This window comes from Winogradskyella echinorum, assembly GCF_014297365.1.
GTDB classification, from domain to species: domain Bacteria; phylum Bacteroidota; class Bacteroidia; order Flavobacteriales; family Flavobacteriaceae; genus Winogradskyella; species Winogradskyella echinorum.
On record NZ_JACOQD010000001.1, the window covers coordinates 1,079,432 to 1,100,443 of the forward strand.

Annotated in this window: 20 protein-coding genes; 9 read left to right on the forward strand and 11 right to left on the reverse strand. The window is 31.9% G+C overall.

Features of this window, described 5'->3' with window-relative positions:
- Position 1: 1 nt before the first annotated feature.
- Both H8K90_RS04780 and H8K90_RS04785 read right to left on the reverse strand, forming a co-directional pair.
- Positions 2-505, reverse strand: a complete 504-nt coding sequence (locus H8K90_RS04780) for a gliding motility lipoprotein GldH (protein ID WP_186845262.1) — start codon at positions 503-505, stop codon at positions 2-4.
- The gene (locus tag H8K90_RS04785) at positions 489-1,697 is read right to left on the reverse strand and encodes a PSP1 domain-containing protein (protein WP_186844783.1); all 1,209 of its coding nucleotides are present in this window, start codon (positions 1,695-1,697) and stop codon (positions 489-491) included. The genes H8K90_RS04780 and H8K90_RS04785 overlap by 17 nt, the downstream gene beginning before the upstream one ends.
- Before the next feature lie 232 nt (positions 1,698-1,929).
- Between H8K90_RS04785 and H8K90_RS04790 the strand changes: the two genes are divergently transcribed.
- Positions 1,930-3,330 carry a peptidoglycan DD-metalloendopeptidase family protein gene (locus H8K90_RS04790; protein WP_186844784.1) on the forward strand — a complete coding sequence of 467 codons (1,401 nt, stop codon included), beginning with the start codon at positions 1,930-1,932 and terminating at the stop codon, positions 3,328-3,330.
- A gap of 1 nt (position 3,331) precedes the next feature.
- Here H8K90_RS04790 and H8K90_RS04795 read toward each other — a convergent pair whose 3' ends face one another.
- From H8K90_RS04795 to H8K90_RS04805, 3 genes are all read right to left on the reverse strand, one after another.
- Positions 3,332-4,336: a radical SAM protein gene (locus H8K90_RS04795; protein WP_186844785.1), complete on the reverse strand. Its 1,005-nt coding sequence runs from the start codon at positions 4,334-4,336 to the stop codon at positions 3,332-3,334.
- Positions 4,336-5,406, reverse strand: a complete 1,071-nt coding sequence (trhO, locus tag H8K90_RS04800) for an oxygen-dependent tRNA uridine(34) hydroxylase TrhO (RefSeq protein WP_186844786.1) — start codon at positions 5,404-5,406, stop codon at positions 4,336-4,338. Before trhO ends, H8K90_RS04795 begins: the two co-directional genes overlap by 1 nt.
- Positions 5,407-5,870: 464 nt before the next feature.
- A complete protein-coding gene (locus H8K90_RS04805; protein ID WP_186844787.1) occupies positions 5,871-7,346 on the reverse strand; it encodes a RagB/SusD family nutrient uptake outer membrane protein in 1,476 nt (491 codons plus the stop codon).
- Positions 7,347-7,616: 270 nt separating this feature from the next.
- Between H8K90_RS04805 and recA the strand changes: the two genes are divergently transcribed.
- The 3 genes from recA to H8K90_RS04820 all read left to right on the forward strand — a co-directional run bounded on the left by recA (position 7,617) and on the right by H8K90_RS04820 (position 10,939).
- Positions 7,617-8,621 carry a recombinase RecA gene (recA, locus tag H8K90_RS04810; RefSeq protein ID WP_186844788.1) on the forward strand — a complete coding sequence of 335 codons (1,005 nt, stop codon included), beginning with the start codon at positions 7,617-7,619 and terminating at the stop codon, positions 8,619-8,621.
- Positions 8,622-8,821: 200 nt separating this feature from the next.
- Positions 8,822-9,367, forward strand: coding sequence for an RNA polymerase sigma factor (locus H8K90_RS04815; RefSeq protein ID WP_186844789.1), 546 nt, complete (start codon positions 8,822-8,824; stop codon positions 9,365-9,367).
- 3 nt (positions 9,368-9,370) lie between these two features.
- On the forward strand, positions 9,371-10,939 hold the full coding sequence (locus tag H8K90_RS04820) for a hypothetical protein (RefSeq protein ID WP_186844790.1): 1,569 nt from the start codon (positions 9,371-9,373) through the stop codon (positions 10,937-10,939).
- A 92-nt stretch (positions 10,940-11,031) separates the two neighbouring features.
- Here H8K90_RS04820 and H8K90_RS04825 read toward each other — a convergent pair whose 3' ends face one another.
- Positions 11,032-11,769 (reverse strand): lysophospholipid acyltransferase family protein, encoded by a 738-nt coding sequence (locus H8K90_RS04825; protein WP_186844791.1) that lies wholly within the window; start codon positions 11,767-11,769, stop codon positions 11,032-11,034.
- Positions 11,770-11,862: 93 nt separating this feature from the next.
- On the opposite strand from H8K90_RS04825, the gene trpS reads away from it, so the two are divergent.
- Both trpS and H8K90_RS04835 read left to right on the forward strand, forming a co-directional pair.
- Positions 11,863-12,831: a tryptophan--tRNA ligase gene (gene trpS / locus H8K90_RS04830; protein WP_186844792.1), complete on the forward strand. Its 969-nt coding sequence runs from the start codon at positions 11,863-11,865 to the stop codon at positions 12,829-12,831.
- Positions 12,832-12,991: 160 nt separating this feature from the next.
- Positions 12,992-13,939 carry a hypothetical protein gene (locus H8K90_RS04835; RefSeq protein WP_186844793.1) on the forward strand — a complete coding sequence of 316 codons (948 nt, stop codon included), beginning with the start codon at positions 12,992-12,994 and terminating at the stop codon, positions 13,937-13,939.
- A gap of 21 nt (positions 13,940-13,960) precedes the next feature.
- Here the strand turns inward: H8K90_RS04835 and dprA are convergent, their stop codons facing one another.
- Complete coding sequence (gene dprA, locus H8K90_RS04840; protein ID WP_186844794.1) at positions 13,961-15,064, reverse strand: DNA-processing protein DprA; 1,104 nt, start codon at positions 15,062-15,064, stop codon at positions 13,961-13,963.
- Positions 15,065-15,171: 107 nt separating this feature from the next.
- Between dprA and H8K90_RS04845 the strand changes: the two genes are divergently transcribed.
- From H8K90_RS04845 to H8K90_RS04855, 3 genes are all read left to right on the forward strand, one after another.
- Positions 15,172-16,110, forward strand: coding sequence for an HU domain-containing protein (locus H8K90_RS04845; protein ID WP_186844795.1), 939 nt, complete (start codon positions 15,172-15,174; stop codon positions 16,108-16,110).
- Positions 16,111-16,257: 147 nt separating this feature from the next.
- Positions 16,258-16,767 carry an acyl-CoA thioesterase gene (locus tag H8K90_RS04850; RefSeq protein ID WP_186844796.1) on the forward strand — a complete coding sequence of 170 codons (510 nt, stop codon included), beginning with the start codon at positions 16,258-16,260 and terminating at the stop codon, positions 16,765-16,767.
- A gap of 149 nt (positions 16,768-16,916) precedes the next feature.
- The gene (locus H8K90_RS04855) at positions 16,917-17,135 is read left to right on the forward strand and encodes a DUF6515 family protein (RefSeq protein WP_186844797.1); all 219 of its coding nucleotides are present in this window, start codon (positions 16,917-16,919) and stop codon (positions 17,133-17,135) included.
- Positions 17,136-17,235: 100 nt separating this feature from the next.
- Here the strand turns inward: H8K90_RS04855 and H8K90_RS04860 are convergent, their stop codons facing one another.
- The 4 genes from H8K90_RS04860 to H8K90_RS04875 are packed head-to-tail and all read right to left on the reverse strand — an operon-like array spanning position 17,236 to position 20,985.
- Positions 17,236-18,459 (reverse strand): murein hydrolase activator EnvC family protein, encoded by a 1,224-nt coding sequence (locus tag H8K90_RS04860; protein ID WP_186844798.1) that lies wholly within the window; start codon positions 18,457-18,459, stop codon positions 17,236-17,238.
- On the reverse strand, positions 18,459-19,259 hold the full coding sequence (locus H8K90_RS04865) for a DUF4292 domain-containing protein (protein WP_186844799.1): 801 nt from the start codon (positions 19,257-19,259) through the stop codon (positions 18,459-18,461). The genes H8K90_RS04860 and H8K90_RS04865 overlap by 1 nt, the downstream gene beginning before the upstream one ends.
- A gap of 54 nt (positions 19,260-19,313) precedes the next feature.
- Positions 19,314-20,678, reverse strand: a complete 1,365-nt coding sequence (locus H8K90_RS04870; RefSeq protein WP_315970266.1) for a tetratricopeptide repeat protein — start codon at positions 20,676-20,678, stop codon at positions 19,314-19,316.
- Complete coding sequence (locus H8K90_RS04875) at positions 20,671-20,985, reverse strand: antibiotic biosynthesis monooxygenase family protein (protein ID WP_186844800.1); 315 nt, start codon at positions 20,983-20,985, stop codon at positions 20,671-20,673. The genes H8K90_RS04870 and H8K90_RS04875 overlap by 8 nt, the downstream gene beginning before the upstream one ends.
- Between the last annotated feature and the right edge of the window lie 27 nt (positions 20,986-21,012).

Below are 21,012 nucleotides of genomic sequence, written 5' to 3' on the forward strand. Positions count from 1 at the left end.
ACTATTTTTGAGCTAGTTCTACTCTAAAACCAATATCTGTTATACCTTCTAAATTCTCAACACCATTTACATCTCCATTGTTTCTCATAGCGTGTTGAATATTTACAGTATAGTCCCCTTCTTCGTTAAATTTAAATGAATCCTTGTAACCTCTATACCAAAGTTTGTTTTCTTTAATATCAGAAAAACCAGTACCTAAAAGTTCTCCATTTGGCGCGGCCATTTTGTATTCTAGCGTATCTTTTATCACTTTTCCGTTCGGATAATTTAATTCGACTAACAAAAATAAATTACTAAATCTATAATCATTGGTATTCCTTAAATTGACATATAAATTATAATTATTTATAGTGTCTGGAGATTTAAAATTGAAACTCGCAATAGAATCTTTATGCCATTGACTTGGTACTGATTTATAAACATCGTAAACAGCTTTTGAGTCACAACTTGTGATTAAAAAACAAATGATTATGAATAGATATAACCAATTAGTTCTTCTTAGCATTGGTTTGTTTTTTGGCATTAGGTTTTTGATTACGATTTCTGTTGCGATTTCGATTTTTGTTATTGCTCTTATTATTTCTACGTTTCTTTTTCGGTTTTGGACTATCGAAACGTGTTAAACTATCTTGACCTACAACGTTCTCAAACTCATTTTTAGTGTCTTGTATATGCTCAGTAGCATATTCTTCTAAACTAGCAACTTTTTCTTTTCTCTTATTTTTTTCAATAATTTCATTGGCTTGGTCTGTAGTAATAATATGCCAATTCATCCACTCACCTTCATAAGCATACCATAATAATCCTTTAAAAATATCTGTCTTTTGGCAAACTGCTGTACCTTTTTCAGTATAAAGCTTAGTGTCGTTTTTAGGAAACGCTTTTAAAGCATCTAAATACGCATCTAATTCATAATTAAGACAGCATTTTAACTTACCACATTGGCCGGCAAGTTTTAATGGGTTTAATGATAATTGCTGATATCTTGCTGCAGATGTACTCACAGATCTAAAATCTGTTAACCAAGTGGAACAACATAGTTCTCTACCGCATGAGCCAATACCTCCTAGTCTCGCCGCTTCTTGTCTAAAGCCAACTTGTTTCATCTCAATTCGCGTTCTAAACTCACGCGCAAAAACTTTTATCAGTTCTCTAAAATCTACACGCTCTTCTGCTGTATAATAAAAAGTTGCTTTGCTACCATCACCTTGATATTCTATATCAGAGATTTTCATTTTAAGGTTTAGATCAATGGCAAACTGACGTGCTTTCACCTTCATTGGTTCTTCTTTATCTCTAGAAGCAGACCAAATATCGATGTCTTTTTGTGATGCTTTTCGGTATATTTTTAAAACATTTTCAGCATCATCAATATTCACTTTTTTGCGTTTCATTTGTACCCTTACGAGTTCTCCTGTAAGCGTAACCATACCTATATCGTGACCAGATTTTGCTTGTGTTGCCACAATATCTCCAATGCTTAAAGTAAGATTTTCAGTGTTTTTATAATAATGTTTTCTGCCGTTTTTAAAACGCACCTCAACACCTATAAAAGGGTCTTGTCCGTTAGGAAGTGACATATTAGCTAACCAATCAAAAACAGTGAGTTTATTGCAGCTGTCTGTACCACAAGTTCCATTGTTTTTGCATCCTTTTGGTTGGCCATCATTACCAGTTGAGCAACTGTTACAAGCCATAAAAATTATATATATTAAGTCTAGATACTAAAGAAACATCTAGATAAAGGATTCGTAAATAATTAATGAGTAAAGATAATATTATTTATTCAGAAAAATAATTGATTTATAGACCAGTGTTTTTATTTGAAAAAATGCATCATATATTGTTTGTTTTCAAGGTTTTATGTAATTTATGCTCACAAATAAAATCTATTACGATGTCTTTGTATTAATCTTAAAGCTATTTATTATGAAATTAAAAACTACTCTAGTAATCCTCATTCTACTTTCTTCTTATTTCTGCAGTGCTCAGAATCCTAATATCACGCCAAAGGGAGGTGAATTTGTCTTTAATCCGGAGAGATCTGAATGTATAACTGCAGAACAGCGACAGGAAATCGAGAAAACGATAAATGCTAATATTACAATGCTGAAAAAACAAAAAAAATTAATATATTCTGAACAAAAAGGAGGGTCTCATCCTTTATTTGCATGGCCATTACAGAAATCTTCAACTTCTACTTATAATGAAATTTATGGCATTTCTGGTTATATAGATCACAATACGTCTTTCCCAAATCAACTTACAGACTACAATTGTGGCTCACGCTCTTACGATACAGATAGTGGTTATAACCACCAAGGCATTGATATGTTTACTTGGCCATTTGGTTGGAAGATGTTAGACAATGATGAGGTAGAAATAATAGCTGCAGCTCCTGGCCAAATAGTTGCAAAAAACGATGGTGAATATGATAGAAGTTGTAATTTTAATAGTAATACTTGGAATGCTATATATGTGCAACATTCTGATGGAAGTATATCATTCTACGGTCATATGAAAAATGGTTCTTTATCTACTAAAAACATTGGAGATACTGTTGTTGAGGGCGAGTATTTAGGAGTAGTTGGTAGCTCTGGTAATTCTACAGGTCCACATTTGCATTTTGAAACCTTTACAGATAATTCATTTACGCAGTTAGTAGATCCTTATTCTGGAACTTGCAACAGTATGAATACAGACACTTGGTGGCAATCGCAAAAACCATATAATAATCCAGGGATTAATGCTGTATTGACCCATTCAGCAGCTCCTGTTTTTCCAGATTGTCCAACGACAGAAATTACTAATGAAAGTAATCAATTTGATGTTAATGAAACAGTTACTCATTACATTTACTTAAGAGATCAAGTTGCTGGCACTAGTGTTAACCTTAGAATTATAAAACCAGATAATACGGACTTATTTAACTGGAATTTTAATTTAACTGATAATTATTATGCTTCATATTGGGGAGGATGGACTTCTATTCCTGATGTTGCTGGTGAATGGAAGTGGGAGGCTACCTATAATGGAGAAACCGTAACACATAGCTATAATGTTGGTACATTAAGCGTAGAAGATGAAAATTTAGAATCAGCTTCAATTTACCCAAACCCTTTTAATGATGTTGTAAATATAAATTCTACAACCAAAATTAAGGCTGCTAAAATTGTTGATGTTTTAGGTAAAACTGTTAAGACATTTAATGAAACTACTGATGAAGGTATAAGAGAATTAAACCTTACAGAACTTTCTAATGGCTTATATTTTATAACGCTTGTAGGAGAACAAAACCAGAAAAAAACAATTAAAATGATTAAGAAATAAATTAACTGAATTCTATTTCGTAATTCAACCTATTAGATAAAGATTTTAATTGCGTTTTAGACTTAAAAATATTTGAAAAAAGGGTTTTGCCCCAGCCTATTTTTTTAGAGTATTGATTAAAGTTTTCTTCTCTCCAATTAAAACCTTCTTTCCAAAATTTGTTTGGAGACACATAACAAAACGTGTAATCAAAAATAAAGCTAGATTGATTCTCTGAGTCTAAACCAAAAATAGTGTTTGGTGCCATAAGCGTAATGTTATTGCTGGCACAAGTTGTTCTTATATATTGAATAAGACTTGGATAATCATCAATTAATGTTGAAATGTCAAAATCATTATATTCTGTATTTCCTATTTTTTGAATTGGTCTTATCTGCAAAATATCAAAACTTTTAGCATCAAAATGATTGAAAAACTCACTTAATTCATAAAAATTATCTTTATTGAAAGTGTAATTAATTCTCACTTTAAAATCGTAATTCGCTTTGAGTTTCTTAAAAGCATTAAACGCATTGTGAAATTTTTCGTAGCTGGCTTTTTTCATAAAGCCTTCATAGCTTTCTTTTGTTACACCATGCAGCGAAATTGTAAACTCATTTAAACCAGCCTTTAATAGTGCTTCAATTTTTTCTTCGGTTAATAAGTTGGCATTAGTGGTTATAGAAATATAAGGCACATTATATTGTTTACCGAGCGCAACAATTTTTTCAAGATTTTTATACAATGTAGGTTCTGTTCCACAGCCTATTTGAAGTTTTAATGCACGTTTAAAAACAGCCTTTGCTACCAGATCTAAATCTTCATCTTTAAACTGACCTTTTAACGTTTTTACAAAATCAGCATCGGTAAAATAGCACATTTTACAACGCAAGTTACAAGCCATTACAGGATCTAAATTAACAGCGATATAGCGCTTATTAAATTTATGCAACAGATACAGACCAAAAAACTTAATTCTATGACTTTTTATCTTTCTGTTTAGTTGTAAAAGCTTATAAATATTCATTAAATAGTTTTGTTCAAGGTATCAAAAATATTGCGTAAATCTTTTTTGTAGGGTAAATGATCTGCTCGTCCTTTTTTAAAAATATCATTACTATTGCCCTGACCTTTTCGTAATGCTTTTTGCTCATCGTGTGGTAATCTGTTTATTTCCATACAATTTGAAGAACAACAATTTTCCATCTTCTCTTTACATTTATCGCACTGAATAAATAATAAATGACAAGCTTCATTAGCGCAATTAGTATGCATATCAGCAGGCTCACCACATTGATGGCAGTTGGCTATAACATCGTCTGAGATACGCTCTGATCGTCTTTGATCGAATACAAAGTTTTTACCAACAAACTTGTTTTCCAAACCTTCAGCTTCTATTTGTCTTACGTAGTTTATAATACCACCTTCTAACTGAAACACATTTTTAAAACCTTTATGCTTATAGTAAGCACTTGCTTTTTCACAGCGAATACCACCAGTGCAGTACATTACTAATTTTTTATCTTCTTTGTGTTCTCTTAAATCTTCCTCTATTAAATCTAAAGATTCTCTAAAAGTATCTACATCTGGTGTAATGGCATTTTTAAAATGACCGATTTCACTTTCGTAATGATTACGCATGTCTACCAAAACAGTATTAGGATCTTCAATTAATTCATTGAATTTTTCAGCATTAACATGCACACCTTTGTTTGTAACATCAAACGAGGAGTCATTAAGTCCATCCGCTACAATTTTGTTTCTAACCTTAACTTTAAGCTTTAAAAATGCAAAATTATCATGCTCTATAGCAATGTTAAGTCTAACGTTTTCTAAAAAAGTAATGGTATCTAAATGATTTTTAAAAGCCTCGAAATTTTCAGCTGGTACAGATAGTTGAGCATTAATGCCTTCGTTAGCAACGTATATTCTACCTAGAACGTCTTGTTGATCCCAAGCTAAAAATAAATGATTTCTAAAAATTTCTGTGTTGCCAATTTTGGCGTACTTGTAGAAAGAGATTGTTAAGCGTTCTTTTCCAGCTTTTTCAATAAGTTCTGCTCTTTCCTTAGCACTTAAGTTATTGTACAGTTGCATGCTATACTAATTTTAAGGTTAAAGAATTATTATTATCACATCAATGTAAAAAATTCGATGTGCTAAGTGCAAAGGTATTGTTTGTTATTAAATATCAAAGGACTAGCCATAAAAAAAGCACTTTGACATTTATCAAAGTGCTTTTTAGATTAACTATTAACATAAAACTAATTAAAAGGTTAATCTACATCGGCTTTACAGTTACCGCAAAAAATGTAGCACCTGAAACACCTAATGTTTTGCTAATTGGTATTAAAAAGTAGAAGAAATTATTTACAAGACTTATCTCAACTTTTTAAAGAAATTCTAATTCAATTAATCTCACACAATTGATTTAGATGGTTTTGTCATTAGATTTTAAATTGTAATTTAAAAAATTTTGACGCTTTTCATAGCAATTATTTCCTTTTTCAATTAGTAGATGCTAAAAGTGTAAAATGGTTGCGTGATAAAATTGAAAAAAATTAATTTTGTTCATTTATAAATGGGTTGTTCTCAATTTCTGATTGTGGAATTTCAAAAGTTAAACGTTCGTCATTATGGGGAAATGATGCACCAATAAAATCTTGATAATAGTGGTTTTGACCATTGACACCAGTAAATCTTCCATTGCGCTTAAGTGCTAAATATGCCTTCCCCTCACCCCAAAATTCAATACGCGTTTGTAAATAGATTTCGTCTTCTAATGCAACACCTGATAAACTGTTTAGGTAATTTACATTTGGTAATCGTTGAGTTAAAACTTCCGAAAGAGCCATCCTCGCAGCCACATCTTGACCTAATTTAGCTAAACATTCTGCTTTTAATAAGTGAAGTTCTGCTATTCTCATATATACATAATCACTCTGTGTACTTTCTGTTGTTCCTAAACGAACTCTATCCGAATCATAAAATTTATAAAGTGGTTGAAGATAGTTAACACCTGATTCATTAGAAAACTGTTCTTTACGTACATCCTCTATAGGTATTTCATCATACAAATTTTGATCTATTGCTTTTGAATCACCAACAGCTGCATAGCTGTATGAAAAGTAATCAACTTGTCCCCACCACGATATTAAACCAATATTCATGTCGTAAGTAAGATCTACACCCCAAATCCAACCTGGTGTTTCTACATTGTTAAACCCTCCAACGACTTCTGTTTCGTCCATTACAGTAGCTCCACTATTAACAATAACTTCATCGCATAATTGTACCACCTCATTAAGACGAGACACATCTCTTTGCGCTGCAATGGCATATGCCAAAATAGCTTTAGCCATAAATTCGTTAACCTGTTTTTTAGAAGGCCTTTGATAGTTTTTTAATAAATCAATAGCTTTATTTAAATCATTTTCAATTAATTGAAACACTTCTGCTGTGGTAGATTTTGGTGCATAATCACTACTCGATTCTCTGTAAATAGGCAGTATTAGTGCTTCAGGATCATAATCGTTAGCCATGTATTGCGTGAGATAAAAATAAGAGTGAGCGCGCATAGTTAAGGCTTGTCCAAAAAAATGACGGTCTGCATCGTCTTGTGGATCCGCAGTATCACCTCCATATAAATCTAAAATAGTATTTGCAATTTCAATAATACTATAGTATTGTATCCAAACTTTGTAGTTATTTGAATTGGTAAAATCTAGAGTGCCAAAATAATCTTGATTAACAGAAGGAGCTAATCCTCCTGAACCAACAAATTCATACGACTTCGCCATATCACCAATTAATAAATCGGAAAATATATCATACGTTTTATGTCCAAAATCATCATGTTCTCCTGTACCACCCGAACCTGGAGTATACATCTTTGCGTATAAATCCTCTATTAATTGTGATGCAACTTCTGGTTCAACATTAATTTCTAAGTTATCATCTTCTATATCCTCTGAGCAGCCATAAAATGTAAATACTAATCCCAAAATCATTGATAATTTGTGTAAAATATTTTTCATGTTAGTTGATTTATGATTTGATTAAATACGAAATAAAAGGCTAGTATATTCTTGTAAAACACCTATTTTGAACTACTGTGTTTATTTTAATAAGCACACTTTACTATCATCGTAATGAAGCTTCGAAGACTTTCCTTAATTTTAAATCAAGGTTTTCATCACAACTCTAACCTTTATTATGGTAAGATGTAAAAAGTGTAAAATGGTTGCGTAATAAAATTAAAATAAGTGGTATTTTTGATGTTTATAATTAAGAAAAACACAGAAGAAATGAGTAGTGAAAAAGACGCAAAATTAAAGGCTTTAAAATTAACTTTAGACAAATTAGATAAAGCCTATGGCAAAGGAACTGTAATGAAAATGAGTGATCAGGCAATTGTTGATGTAGATGCTATTTCGTCTGGCTCGTTAGGTTTAGATATTGCTTTAGGAGTTGGTGGTTACCCAAGAGGACGTGTTATTGAGATATATGGTCCTGAATCTTCTGGTAAAACAACATTAACGTTACACGCTATTGCTGAGGCACAAAAAGCAGGAGGCATTGCAGCATTTATAGATGCGGAGCATGCTTTTGATCGTTTCTACGCCGAAAAACTTGGTGTAGATTTAGAAAATCTTATCATTTCTCAACCCGATAATGGTGAGCAGGCTTTAGAGATTGCAGATAATTTAGTGCGTTCTGGTGCTATTGATATTGTTGTAATAGATTCTGTAGCTGCCTTAACACCTAAAAGTGAAATTGAAGGTGAAATGGGCGATTCAAAAATGGGTTTACATGCTCGTTTAATGTCTCAAGCTTTAAGAAAACTTACTGCCTCTATAAGCAAAACCAACTGTACTATGATTTTTATTAACCAATTACGTGAAAAAATTGGTGTAATGTTTGGAAATCCTGAAACTACAACTGGTGGTAATGCTCTTAAATTTTATGCTTCTGTACGTTTAGACATAAGACGTTCTACCCAAATAAAAGATAGTAACAGTAACGTTATGGGTAACAAAACCCGAGTTAAAGTGGTTAAAAACAAAGTAGCACCACCGTTTAGGTTAGCAGAGTTTGATATTATGTATGGAGAGGGTATATCTAAGGTTGGTGAAGTTTTAGACTTAGCAGTAGAACATGATATAGTAAAAAAGAGTGGCTCTTGGTTTAGCTACCAAGATACAAAACTTGGGCAAGGTAGAGATGCTGTAAAATCCTTAATTAAAGATAATCCCGATCTCATGGATGAATTAGAGGAAAAAGTACGAGCCTTGATTAATGATTCTGAATAGAAAAAATTAAAATCCTGAAAAAATTCAGGATTTTTTTATTTTTAGACGCAACCCTTTTGCACTTTTTGCATCTACTTGATGAAATTGATTGTAATTATTTATAAAAATTAATGACAAAAGGTACACTTGTCTTAATTTATTAAGATGAAGTTACAAAGGATGAATAGTTAGAATGATTATTAATTAATTCCAACACTAATGTGAGTTTAGACCGACTCATTAAAAATTGTATTAATCAAGATGCTGAGGCACAAAGTCAATTATACAAGCAATATGCAAGTAAATTATTTTCGCTTTGTCTCAAGTATTCTAAAAACTATGCAGAAGCAGAGGACAATCTGCATGATGCATTTATAACTGTATTTAGTAAAATAGATCAGTATAACAATAAAGGTTCTTTTGAAGGTTGGTTAAAACGAATTGCAATTAACACATCATTGCAACGCTACAGAGAAGATGTTGGAGTTTATGATATAGTAAACGAAGGTAATATTGAAGATGTTTCTGTAGATATAGACGATGAGAATGTAAGTCTTGATTTTTTATTACAAATTATTCAAGAATTGCCAGACAGATATAGATTGGTTTTCAATTTGTATGTCTTAGACGGATACTCTCATGTAGAAATTAGCGAATTAATTAATATTTCAACAGGCACCTCAAAATCTAACTTAGCACGTGCTAGGCTGATTTTAAAAGATAAAATAGAAAGTTACAATGCGAGTCCAAATTCGCAATCATTATAACCAATGAACAGTAAAAAGAACATAGACAGACTTTTTCAAGAAAAGTTTAAGGATTTTGAAGCAGTACCTAATGATGCTGTTTGGAATCGTATAAACGAAAGTCTTCCTAACAAAAAGAAAAAGCGTAGAGTTATTGCGCTTTGGTGGCAAATAGGTGGAGTTGCTGCAGTTATTGCTTTACTCCTAACTATTGGTGTGTCGGTTTTTAATTCTGATGGAAACAGCAAGCAAGACCTACCAATTGTAGATATAGATAAAACCGAATCTATTAAAGATGATGGTAATTTAAAGACTCCAACAAGCACAAATCAAAAAGATATTAATACTGTTAATGATAAAGTTAATCTTGTTGATTCTGATAAAAACAAAAGCTTAATTAAGGATAATAACGAAAGCAATGTGCCTCGAAAAGACAATGCTTCTAAACAATTAACAAGTCCTAATAAGACCAAGCTAAATACTGTTGCTAATAATTCTAATGGCAATAAAAAAGAGAATGAAAACACCACAGCTTCTCAAAAGCGTAGTGCTTTATCAACAAATCCAAATCAAACGAACAGTACTAAAGTTGCATTAAATACTAAAAATACTGAGCAAAATAATAAGACTAATCTTGTAAATGAAACTGAAATAAAATCAGTTCTTAAAAAGTCGGTAGAAGAAAATAATACTGCTGTTGCAGATAATACCTCATCAAAAAAATCGGATTCTGAAACTAAAGGAACTGGCATAAAAGATATTGATGAACTAGAAACAAAAAATTCTATAATAGAAACACCAGAAAAGCAATCTATTGTCGATGCTATTGCAGAACAGACTAAAGATATTGATGAAAAAGAAGAAGATAAACAAAGCAGGTGGAGCATTGCGCCCAATGTTGCGCCTGTTTATTTCGGTTCTTTAGGTGAAGGTTCACCAATTAACGATCAATTTAACGGTAACACAAAAGCAGGAGACATTAACATGAGTTATGGTATCGCTGGTTCTTATGCTGTGACTGACAAAATAAAAATACGTGCTGGTGTTAACCGCGTACATCTTAATCATGTGACTTCAGATGTTATTACCTTCACAGGTGGCGAAGTGTTATTACGCGGTGAGAATACGGATATAAATAATTTAGAATATGAGGATGGCATGAATACAGTTTCTTTTATGCATGCAAACAAATATTTTCTTATGTCTAAACCAAATAATGATGATGTTAAGCAAGCCGGAGATATTGATCAACGATTTGGTTTTATTGAAGTGCCTTTAGAGATAGAATACAAGCTTGTAGATAAGAAGTTTGGAGTTAATCTTATAGGAGGTTTTAGCACCTTCTTTTTAAGTGATAATGAAATCTATGCTGATATAGATGGAAATTCAACATTAATTGGTAAAGCTAATAATATTAACTCAACAAGCTTTAGTGCTAATCTTGGTTTAGGTATGGACTACAGCTTATCGAAACAATGGAATATCAATCTTGAACCAACGTTCAAGTATCAAATAAATACATTCAATAATACGTCTGGTAATTTTAAGCCTTTCTTTATTGGTGTATATACAGGATTAAGTTTTAAGTTTTAGGTGAAATTTAAATTAGGTTAGGTTATTGCAACTCAATTAAGCAATGGTGAAGCAGTAATTACAAAAGCTACTCGTGGTTAGGGTAGCTTTTTTTATTTTACAGGTTTGCTTAATTCCTCCCAAATTATAGTTCTTACATTTTCATTTAGTGGTTTAGTGTCTTCAACCTTTAAGCCTTCTGTTTTAAAAAATTTATGAATTTTAGCTCTCATTTTACCAGGTCCACCACTGAAGAAAGTGTAAGAAAACCGCTTTTTATTATCGTAAAATGTAATTGGCACAACAGGTATCTGATGATTTATTGCTAAACGAAACGCACCATCTTTAAAGGCATCTAAAAGAATACGTTCCTCTGGCACACCTCCCTCAGGAAAAATACAAATACTCAAACCTTGTTTTAAACGGCGTTGTGCCCTCAAAAATACTGCTTGCCGACTTTTAGCACTACTTCTATCTACCAAAATACATGTTCGTTTATAAAAAAAACCAAACAATGGAATTTTTGCTAATTCCTTTTTACCTACAAAAACGAATGGATTTTTTACCGAAACCAACATTAGCATTATATCAGCCATAGACGTGTGGTTAGCCACAAACATGTAGCTCTTTTTAGGGTCTGGCACCTCTTCTTTTATAATTTTATAATTAAAGCCCATACCTACTAAAATAAATTTGGCCCAAAAACGCGCAAGTTTAAAAAAGTAAGGATACCATTGTTCTCTAGAAATAGAAATAATGAGTAAAGGAAACAGAACAATTATTGGAATTGCTACTAAAATGTAGAACCAAATACGATATAATAACCAAAATGGATACTTAAAAATTATCATAGCATCAAAACTAAGTAAATAGTTCTACTAAAAAAATTATCTTTGCGCATCGTTTAACATTTAAAGAGATTCCTGCTTTCGCAGGAAGTTGGCATGGCAAGAATACTAACAGGCATACAAAGTACAGGAACACCTCATTTAGGCAATATTTTAGGTGCAATTTTACCGGCAATCGAATTATCTAAAAATAGCGATAATGAATCGTATTTATTTATTGCGAATTTACACACCTTAACACAGATAAAAAATGCTGAAGAATTAAGACATAACACGTATTCTGTTGCTGCTACATGGTTAGCTTTTGGCTTAGATATAGAAAAAACAGTGTTTTATAGGCAAAGTGATATACCACAGGTTACTGAATTGTCTTGGTATTTAGGCTGTTTCTTTCCATACCAGCGCTTAACATTGGCTCATGGTTTTAAGGATAAAGCAGATCGTTTAGAGGATGTTAATTCTGGCCTGTTTACTTATCCTATGCTAATGGCTGCAGATATTTTATTATACGATGCTGAAATTATACCTGTTGGAAAAGACCAATTACAACATATAGAAATGACTCGTGATGTTGCCTCTCGTTTTCACACTAAAATGGGAGAAACTTTTGTTTTGCCTAAAGGAAAAGTACAAGAAAGCTCAATGCTTATTCCTGGCACAGATGGTGAAAAAATGAGTAAAAGTAGAGGGAATTTTATCAATATCTTTTTGCCAGAAAAACAACTACGTAAAAAGGTAATGTCTATAGAAACCGACAGTACTCCTTTAGAAGATCCAAAAGATTGGAAAACATGCAACTGTTTTGCGTTATATAATTTAATGGCTTCCGATGAGCAAATTTCTACAATGAAAGCTAATTACGAAGCTGGCAATTATGGTTATGGGCATGCTAAACAAGCCTTATACGAGTTAATCTTAGAGCGTTTTGCAGAACCTAGAGAGCGTTATGAATATTATATGAATAATCTCGAAGAAATTGATGCCGCTTTAGCTAAAGGTGCTGCCAAGGCTAAGGTAGTTGCTGATGCAGTATTGAAACGTGTAAGAGAGAAGGTTGGGTATTAATTAAATTATACAATGCCCAATAAAACATAATTTATAATATAAAGCTGTTCTTAAGTATATTTTGAATATATTCATTACTATAAATTATTATGTAATGAACCATTTCTTATTTAAAAAACTTACTTTTTATTTTGTTATTATTTGTCTTTTTCATTTCAAGTTGAATGCTCAAAACAATGATTACAAAACGTATCACAAAACCATTAATAAAGCTAAGAGTTTCAAAAATTTAGACTCTACTATATTCTATTTTATAAAAGCTTTTAAGGTAGCAAGCCCATTCGCAAGGGATTTAAAAAGTTTAGCATTTACCTATTATAAAAAAGGTGATTTAAATAACTCTGACAAATATTTTATTAAGTCAATCGATTCTGGTTATCAATTTGAAGATGATGAAAACTTCAAAAATCTTCCATATAAAGTTAATTATCAGAACGGCTTTTTGTTTAATTATGAAAAGTCTAAAAGTCCTTATGCAAGTTTTATAAAAACTATGGCAACGAGAAATGAAAAAGAAATGAAAAAGAGTCGTGAAAATTTTCTCAAGAACATAGATGTAATTCAAGATGAAACCTATGAGGTTTTATTACAAAATGAATATTACTTTCAACAAGTTAGATTAAACATATTACCCAAAAAAGGTATTGAGGAATCAGAATACAATACAATAGCAAAATATCTTGGTTCTGGAAATAGTTATTTGATGCTAGATCTATTAAAAAACAATAAATTTCCTAGTCGTGGGCTTGTTTCAAGATTTAATAATCAATCTATTAGTATGCTACTTAATCACGCCGTTGCTGGTTTTATTAATAAAGATGATGCAAAAGAATTTATTGATTTTCTATGGCTTGAAGTCGAAAAAGGAAATTTGACACCCTCTGAATATGCAAAAACCTATGATCATTATGTGAGTTGGTATGTTGATAGTGAATCTACTTATTATGGAACAACTCTTTATATGCCAGAAGGCTATGATAAAATGGTATATATGAACGTATTATTTCCAGAAAAACTTAACAAGTTAAGAAATGAGATATGGCTTATTAGTATAGAAGAGGAAGCATCTAAAACAGGCTTTCACTTACCTTTAAATTATAAAAAATAAGATTCTTACCTTTTAATGAATTCAAATTACCTCAAACAACTTACCTGGCAAAGGTCTAACAACCCCTTTTAATTCCATATTCAATAAAATACCAGCAATTTTATAGGTTGGCATTTCGCAACGTAGTGCAATGACATCTAACAATTCTTTATTATTCTCTTTTAAGAAGTTATAAATGATTTTTTCGTCGGGTTCTAACTCAACAAACAACTGTTTTTGTACTACTGGCTTTTTCTCATTTTCTAATTCCCAGTTTAGCAAATAAGGAACGTCTAATGGATTAGATAACAAATGTGCCTTTTGAAACTTTATAAGATTATTACAACCTACGCTTTGGCTATCTGTTGTGCGTCCTGGTACTGCAAATACTTCTCTGTTGTAAGAGTTAGCAATGTCCGCTGTAACTAAACTTCCGCCTTTTTCTGCAGACTCAATCACAATGGTAGCTTCACTAAGCCCTGCGATAATACGATTTCGTTTTAAAAAATTGTTTCTGTCAAAGGGATCTGTACTCCAAAAATCGGTATAAAATCCACCATGATTTTCAATATCTGCTACATATTTTTTGTGCACCTTTGGATAAATTTGGTTTAAACCATGAGCTAAACAACCAATAGTTTGCAAATTATGTTTTACAGCTGCTTTATGGGCTGTAATGTCAGTACCGTAAGCAAAACCAGAAACTATAATGGGATTAAATTGTGATAATGATTCTACTAGTTTTTCACAAAAAGTGATGCCGCTAGTTGTAATTTTTCGTGCACCAACAATACTAATAATACGTTGTTGTTTTATGTTAATGTTACCCGATTGAAACAATACTATTGGTCCATCGATACAATGTTTTAAACGCTCTGGATATGTGTGTTCGGTGAAGTAATGCGTAACAATATTATTGTCTTTTATAAATCTTAATTCTTTTTCGGCTTCTTCAAGGTGAACTTTATCAAAAAGTCCTTCAATAGTAATAGTGCCTATGCCATCAATTTTTAAAAGCTTAGATGTCTTTTCTTTTAAAACCGCTTCGGCAGAACCACAATGACTTATTAACTTTTTTGCCGTTGTTGACCCAATTTTTGGCACATGTTGTAAAGCTAAAGCATAGATTAGGTCTCGTTCTGTCATTTTAAAGTATTGATTTCAAACCTACAAGAAACTAAATTTTTCTGATGTTAATAACTAAATCGCACTAAACTTTATTCAGAATTAAAAAATTTTAACTTTGCTATTATATGCAGTTAGAGACTTACATTAGCGACCTTTTATACCGATATGATTGTGTAACGGTTCCTGGATTTGGAGCATTTTTAACCAATCGTGTTTCGGCTAAAGTACATGAAACTACACACACTTTTTATCCTCCAAAAAAGGTGTTATCTTTTAATGAGCAATTGCAAAATAACGATGGTTTATTAGCCAATTATATCGCTGAGGTTGAAAAAATACCATACGCAACAGCTACAGAAAAGATTTCTAAAAAAGTAAAATCTATAAAGTCTTATTTAGTAGAAGGAGAAACGATTCAGTTTAAAAATATTGGCGAATTAGCTTTAAATGCTGATGGAAAAATGGTTTTTGACCCATCTAGTCATATCAACTATCTAACAGATTCTTTTGGACTGTCGCATTTTACATCTTCTGATATAACAAGAGAGGTTTATAAAGAAACTGTTGAAAATATTGAAGAAAAAGCTCCGATTGCTTTTACGCCAGAAAAACGCTCTAACAATAATTGGTTAAAGTATGCTGCTGCGGCAGTTATTGTATTAGGATTAGGTGGTTTTGGCGCTGCAAAATATTACAATAATACTATAGAAGAGTACAACCAATTAGCACAAGAACAAGCCAACGAACAGCTTGATGCTAGAGTACAAGAGGCAACTTTTATAATTAGCAATCCATTACCTGCTGCAACATTATCTCTCGATAAACAAAGTGGGAATTACCATATTGTAGCTGGTGCTTTTAGAGTGGAAGCCAATTCTGATAAAAAAGTAAATCAACTTAGAGCAAAAGGTTATAAAGCTAGAAAAATTGGTAAAAACCGTTATGGACTGCATGAAGTAGTATATGCTAGTTTTGAAACCAGAGCAGAGGCTCAGCGCGAGCTTAATAAAGTTCGTCGCAACCATAATCGTGATGCTTGGTTGTTAATAAAGAAGCTTAAGTAAATTTTAAATAGACTCGAATTCCGGTAATTTTCGTTATTCAATTCGGAAACTTATGCACCAATTTTTATAGTTATTCAGAATTTAAAATCTTAAATCGCACATCTACCATTTAAATTCCCTTTATCTTTGCACAAATTTTAAACATTTATGCAATCAAGAACTGCTTTTCAGTCTAAAACCATTGTTACAGATTTAGTTTTACCAAGTGAAACCAATCCAATCAATAATCTATTTGGTGGTGAGTTACTAGCGCGAATGGATAGAGCTGCAAGTATTGCTGCCAGACGTCACTCTAGGCGTATTGTAGTTACAGCATCTGTTAATCACGTTGCTTTTAATCGTTCTGTGCCTTTAGGAAGTGTTGTAATGATTGAGGCTAAGGTATCGAGAGCATTTACTTCATCTATGGAAGTATATATGGATGTTTGGATTGAAGATAGAGAATCTGGTGAATGTGTTAAGGCTAATGAAGCTATTTATACATTTGTTGCTGTAGATGAAACCGGACGCCCTGTAAAAGTGCCAGCCCTTGTCCCAGAAACTGAATTAGAAAAACAACGTTTCGATGCTGCACTGAGACGTAAGCAGTTGAGTTTACTCTTGGCTGGTAAGATTAAACCCTCTGACGCTACTGAGTTAAAGGCGCTTTTTGAGTAGCAGATTCTGAAACAAGTTCAGAATGACAAACTAAGTTACTCTAATAAAAACCGTACATACTGAGATGCTGAATTTATTTCAGTATCTCAGGAATTGCTTCATTAAACCTTTTTAAATCACTCTAGTCTTATCATTAACCAAATGTATTAATGATGAAATATTTAGTTTACACTTTAGTATTAATTTTTGCACTAAGCTTTAATTCTTGTGCAAGTAGAGTTGTGGTAAAAGAGCCGGCAAAAGTTACCGTAGTAAAAAAGTTGCCTAGGCAATATAAAGTGGTGAGGTTAAAAGGGAAGCGTTATTATTATTTTAATGGAAAACATTATAGAAAAACTCGCAAGGGTTATGTCGTGGTAAGGGTATAGGTGTTATAATTAACCTTTTGAAAATATTAAACTCTAAAAGTGAAATTTGTTTTCAGATTTTAGATTCTGAAATAAGTTCAGAATGACTACATGTATATGTCTAGTGCTTTGCTAACCAGTATTGAGGATTTAACTTCTGACTATTTTTATATATTCTGAAGCCCAATAGTGCTTCACCAGTAGTTTTACTAGTAAAAACTTCACCTATAACTTGACCTGTTTTAACTTTTTCACCCGATTTCACCTTTATTTTAGATAAATTCGTATAGATCGTAAGATAATTACCATGTCTAATTATTATTGCAGGATTACCATTTTTTACGATAACTACTCTAGAAACTTCACCATTAAAAACGGCTTTAACCTCAGCGTTTTTTTCTGTGGCAATTTTTACACCTGGATTATTTACCTCAACAGAACTATCAGTTAAAGAACGTCCTTTACCAAATTTTGCCTTAATAACTCCTCTAGTTACAGGCCAACCAAGTTTACCTTTATTAGCTTCGAAATTAACGGCAAGCTTTTTATTTGCCGGTGTTAATACAAAATTACCAGTTGACGATTTTTTTCCTGCTTTTTTGTTCGATGCTGCAATAGCCTCTCTAACTAAGCGATTGATTTCCCTATCTAATTTGTCTGCTTCCTGTTTTTTCTTTTTAATCTGAGCTGCAAATTTACTCATATCAGACTTTATAGAAGCCATTAATACTTCACGTTCCTTAACTTCCTTCTCTAATTGACGCTTAGCAATTCGGTTTTCTTCTATGAGCTTTTTCTTGTCTTCCTTTTGTTTAGATAATTGAATATTACGCTCTTGAAGCTCTTTGGTTTTACTTTTAATAGCTTCACCTTGCTCTTTTTGATAAGTTCTATATTGCTTAATATATTGCAGTCTTTTATAGGCTTGTTGAAAGTTATCTGAAGACAACAAAAACATCAATTTACTTTGCTCAGATTTGCTTTTGTATGATTTAACTACCATAGCAGCATAATCGTCTTTTAACTCTTGTAATTGTGTTCTAAGACTCGTAATTTCTTTTTGATTGGTATTTATTTCTCTAGTCAGCAGATTAGCTTGTTCGTTAGTAATTCTAATAAGGTTTTTTCTAGTACTAACTTTATAATTCAGATCTTCAATAAGCGTAATTGCCGATTTTTCTTCTTTCTTTTTTGAAAACAACAACACATTCATTTCCTTAATTTCTCTCAACATTTGTTTACGTTGAGCTTCTAATTTTTTTTGTCTATCGCTTTGCGCTGATACAGCAAAGCAAGACAATAACAATGCAAAAACTAGTGTAATATGGAAACGTTTTATACTCATTATTTTATTTCAATTTCTTTAAAACCTTTAGGAATTTTAAACGGAAAACGTACCTCTCCATTTAGAGATACAGATTTAAATTCCATATTAATTGCAACTTCATCCTTGTCTTCAACAGCGACTATTCTTATATTTTTAGGAAGAACTTGTTTATCTACTTCTTGATACGACTTATAATCTACCTGAAGTATACGCTTCTTTAATTGCTGAAATAATTGCAAACTATCCATCTTAAAATGCGATGGATTAATTAAGTAAAACAGCTCTAAAAGTGCATTTTGATCTTTAGGACTTAAAGCATAAGAATTTTGATTAACCTCCACTCTATATGGCTCATCTTTGAGGTTATAAATGGCTTGTCCTAAAAGAATGTTCTGAACTTTCATAAAGTCTAAATCCACACCAACAAAATCACTTAGTAATTTGTAATCACCATCAAAATATTCATTATCTAATTTATTATAAAATCTAACTTTCTCTGGTGTTATCATCATGCGTGCCATACCCAATGTAGCACTTAACCAAATCACTTTATCCTTTTCTACCCGTAGCGTAAATGTATGCCCTTGTTCTTTCTCTCCTTGAATTAAGTTAATTGCAACTCTAGCATTCATAGTTTTAAAATTAGCATCATTTTTTTGATGCTCTTTTATCACTTGTTTAGCAGAAAGCTTATTACTTGCTTCACCAGACGCTATCACTTTTTTAGCAGATTTACAACTAACTATTAACAGCGCTAAAATTAGTACTGAAGTAATTTTGGGAAGTCCAAACCTTATATGATTATATCTTTTTTTCATTTTTTAAAAAGTAAATTTAGATTCCTGCCTTCGCAAGAATGACAAAACCTTCATCTATTGTTGCGCTTTTATAGCTTGTGCCTTTTTAGCAAACGTTTCAGATTTACTAATATTATTTAAGCCTTTGTATGCCATACTTAATTGCGAATAGAAATCTGCTTCCATAGTTGGATCATCTATTAAAAAATCTAATCCCATTTCTAAGTTGTTCGCTGCTTTTTTATAGGCTTTTAAATTATTATTGGCTACGCCATTCACTAAATACAAAATTGGCTGTGCAGGATATAATTCTAAAGCCTGCTCACTATCATTTACAACCGCTTTATAATCTTTAATATCTAATTGAAGTAATAGCACATCCCTTATTAATTTAAAGTCGTTAGGATCTTGTTTTAGAGCTTCTTTAAAGTTTGAAAGCGCTTTAACCTTGTCACCTGCTTTTAGATAGTACTGACCCAAATCGCTATGGGTTTGAGCATTTTTATTGTCATCAACTAATGCTGTTATATCTATTAATTCCGATTCGTACTCAGGATTTTTAGACACGAAACCAACAAAGTCTTTTAGGACCTTTGCCTTAGCATCTGAATTAATCTCTGGACTTGTTAATGCAATTTTTACTGAGTTTATAGCGTCTTCTACCTTACCGTCTTGAAGGTAAAACTTGTAAAGTGCTAAATGTACAAACTTAGATTCTGGTTTTACTTTTAATAAATTTTCCGCAGCCTTAAAAGCCTTTTTTCTATCACCAGTTTGGCTGTATCTGTAAATAAGCTTTAAATGATTATCCTCATTGTTTGGGTTGTTAGCAATCCGTTGCTCTAAGTTTTCAATTCTGTCATCTGCATTGCCCGTAATACTATAAATATCATTACGCATTGCATCTCTAGATTCGCTCAGTCCAAACTCATCATCAAGCTCATCTAATATATCTAAGGCTTGTTTGTACTTTTCCTCCCTTACATAAAGTGCTGCTAAATCTTCTTTATAATCTGGATGATACTTAACCAATTGCTTTATGGTTTTTAAAGCATTTTTAATATCCTCTTGCTGGTAGTAAACATCGTAAAGTTCATCTAAAAACCAAACATTATCTGGTTGCATGCTAATAGCTTTCTTTAGGTTTTCTTCAGCTGCACCAAAATTTTTGAGTTTGTTATAGTTTTTTCCAAGCTCAAAATAAATAACAGGAAGTTTACTGTTAAGGTTTAAACATTTATGAAGCGCATCAACAGCTCTATCATAATTTTCAATTCCTTTTTGTTTTAAGGCTTCAAAAAAGTGTTCTTGAAATTCGTCTTCTACATTACCTAAATCGTCGTCTGGTCTTTTATTGAAATCAACTTGGGTATACGCAACTTGCGGAACGGTTAACATTCCGAAGATAAAAACCAATATCAAAATAAATTTCTTATTCACTTTGTTGTTGCTTTAACAAGTCTTCAATCATTTCAAATTTTTCTAGCACTTCAAACTTTTCACAAGATAGTTTCATTTTTTCTCTAAAAAGATTAGCTTCTTCTGGTAAGTTTCCACCAGCATTATTAAATGTATTTTTATCTGGCCATTGTGCATAAGCAAAGAAATTTAGTTCATCCTTTTTATGTAATCTAGATCCTAAACTTCCTTCATGTTTGTAAATCAATGCAGTTAAACCTTTCCAAGCTTCTATAAAACTTTCTTCTTGTTTAGGTATTATCTTAATTGTGTACAGAACGATATACATAATAGCTTAACTATTTTATTTCAATAA

Excerpts from the sequence above, each read along its gene's own strand:
- H8K90_RS04780 (WP_186845262.1), bottom strand. The coding sequence starts at position 505 with ATGCTAAGAAGAACTAATTGGTTATATCTATTCATAATCATTTGTTTT.
- H8K90_RS04785 (WP_186844783.1), bottom strand. The coding sequence starts at position 1,697 with ATGGCTTGTAACAGTTGCTCAACTGGTAATGATGGCCAACCAAAAGGA.
- H8K90_RS04790 (WP_186844784.1), top strand. The coding sequence starts at position 1,930 with ATGAAATTAAAAACTACTCTAGTAATCCTCATTCTACTTTCTTCTTAT.
- H8K90_RS04795 (WP_186844785.1), bottom strand. The coding sequence starts at position 4,336 with ATGAATATTTATAAGCTTTTACAACTAAACAGAAAGATAAAAAGTCAT.
- trhO (WP_186844786.1), bottom strand. The coding sequence starts at position 5,406 with ATGCAACTGTACAATAACTTAAGTGCTAAGGAAAGAGCAGAACTTATT.
- H8K90_RS04805 (WP_186844787.1), bottom strand. The coding sequence starts at position 7,346 with ATGAAAAATATTTTACACAAATTATCAATGATTTTGGGATTAGTATTT.
- recA (WP_186844788.1), top strand. The coding sequence starts at position 7,617 with ATGAGTAGTGAAAAAGACGCAAAATTAAAGGCTTTAAAATTAACTTTA.
- H8K90_RS04820 (WP_186844790.1), top strand. The coding sequence starts at position 9,371 with ATGAACAGTAAAAAGAACATAGACAGACTTTTTCAAGAAAAGTTTAAG.
- H8K90_RS04825 (WP_186844791.1), bottom strand. The coding sequence starts at position 11,769 with ATGATAATTTTTAAGTATCCATTTTGGTTATTATATCGTATTTGGTTC.
- trpS (WP_186844792.1), top strand. The coding sequence starts at position 11,863 with ATGGCAAGAATACTAACAGGCATACAAAGTACAGGAACACCTCATTTA.
- dprA (WP_186844794.1), bottom strand. The coding sequence starts at position 15,064 with ATGACAGAACGAGACCTAATCTATGCTTTAGCTTTACAACATGTGCCA.
- H8K90_RS04845 (WP_186844795.1), top strand. The coding sequence starts at position 15,172 with ATGCAGTTAGAGACTTACATTAGCGACCTTTTATACCGATATGATTGT.
- H8K90_RS04850 (WP_186844796.1), top strand. The coding sequence starts at position 16,258 with ATGCAATCAAGAACTGCTTTTCAGTCTAAAACCATTGTTACAGATTTA.
- H8K90_RS04855 (WP_186844797.1), top strand. The coding sequence starts at position 16,917 with ATGATGAAATATTTAGTTTACACTTTAGTATTAATTTTTGCACTAAGC.
- H8K90_RS04860 (WP_186844798.1), bottom strand. The coding sequence starts at position 18,459 with ATGAGTATAAAACGTTTCCATATTACACTAGTTTTTGCATTGTTATTG.
- H8K90_RS04865 (WP_186844799.1), bottom strand. The coding sequence starts at position 19,259 with ATGAAAAAAAGATATAATCATATAAGGTTTGGACTTCCCAAAATTACT.
- H8K90_RS04875 (WP_186844800.1), bottom strand. The coding sequence starts at position 20,985 with ATGTATATCGTTCTGTACACAATTAAGATAATACCTAAACAAGAAGAA.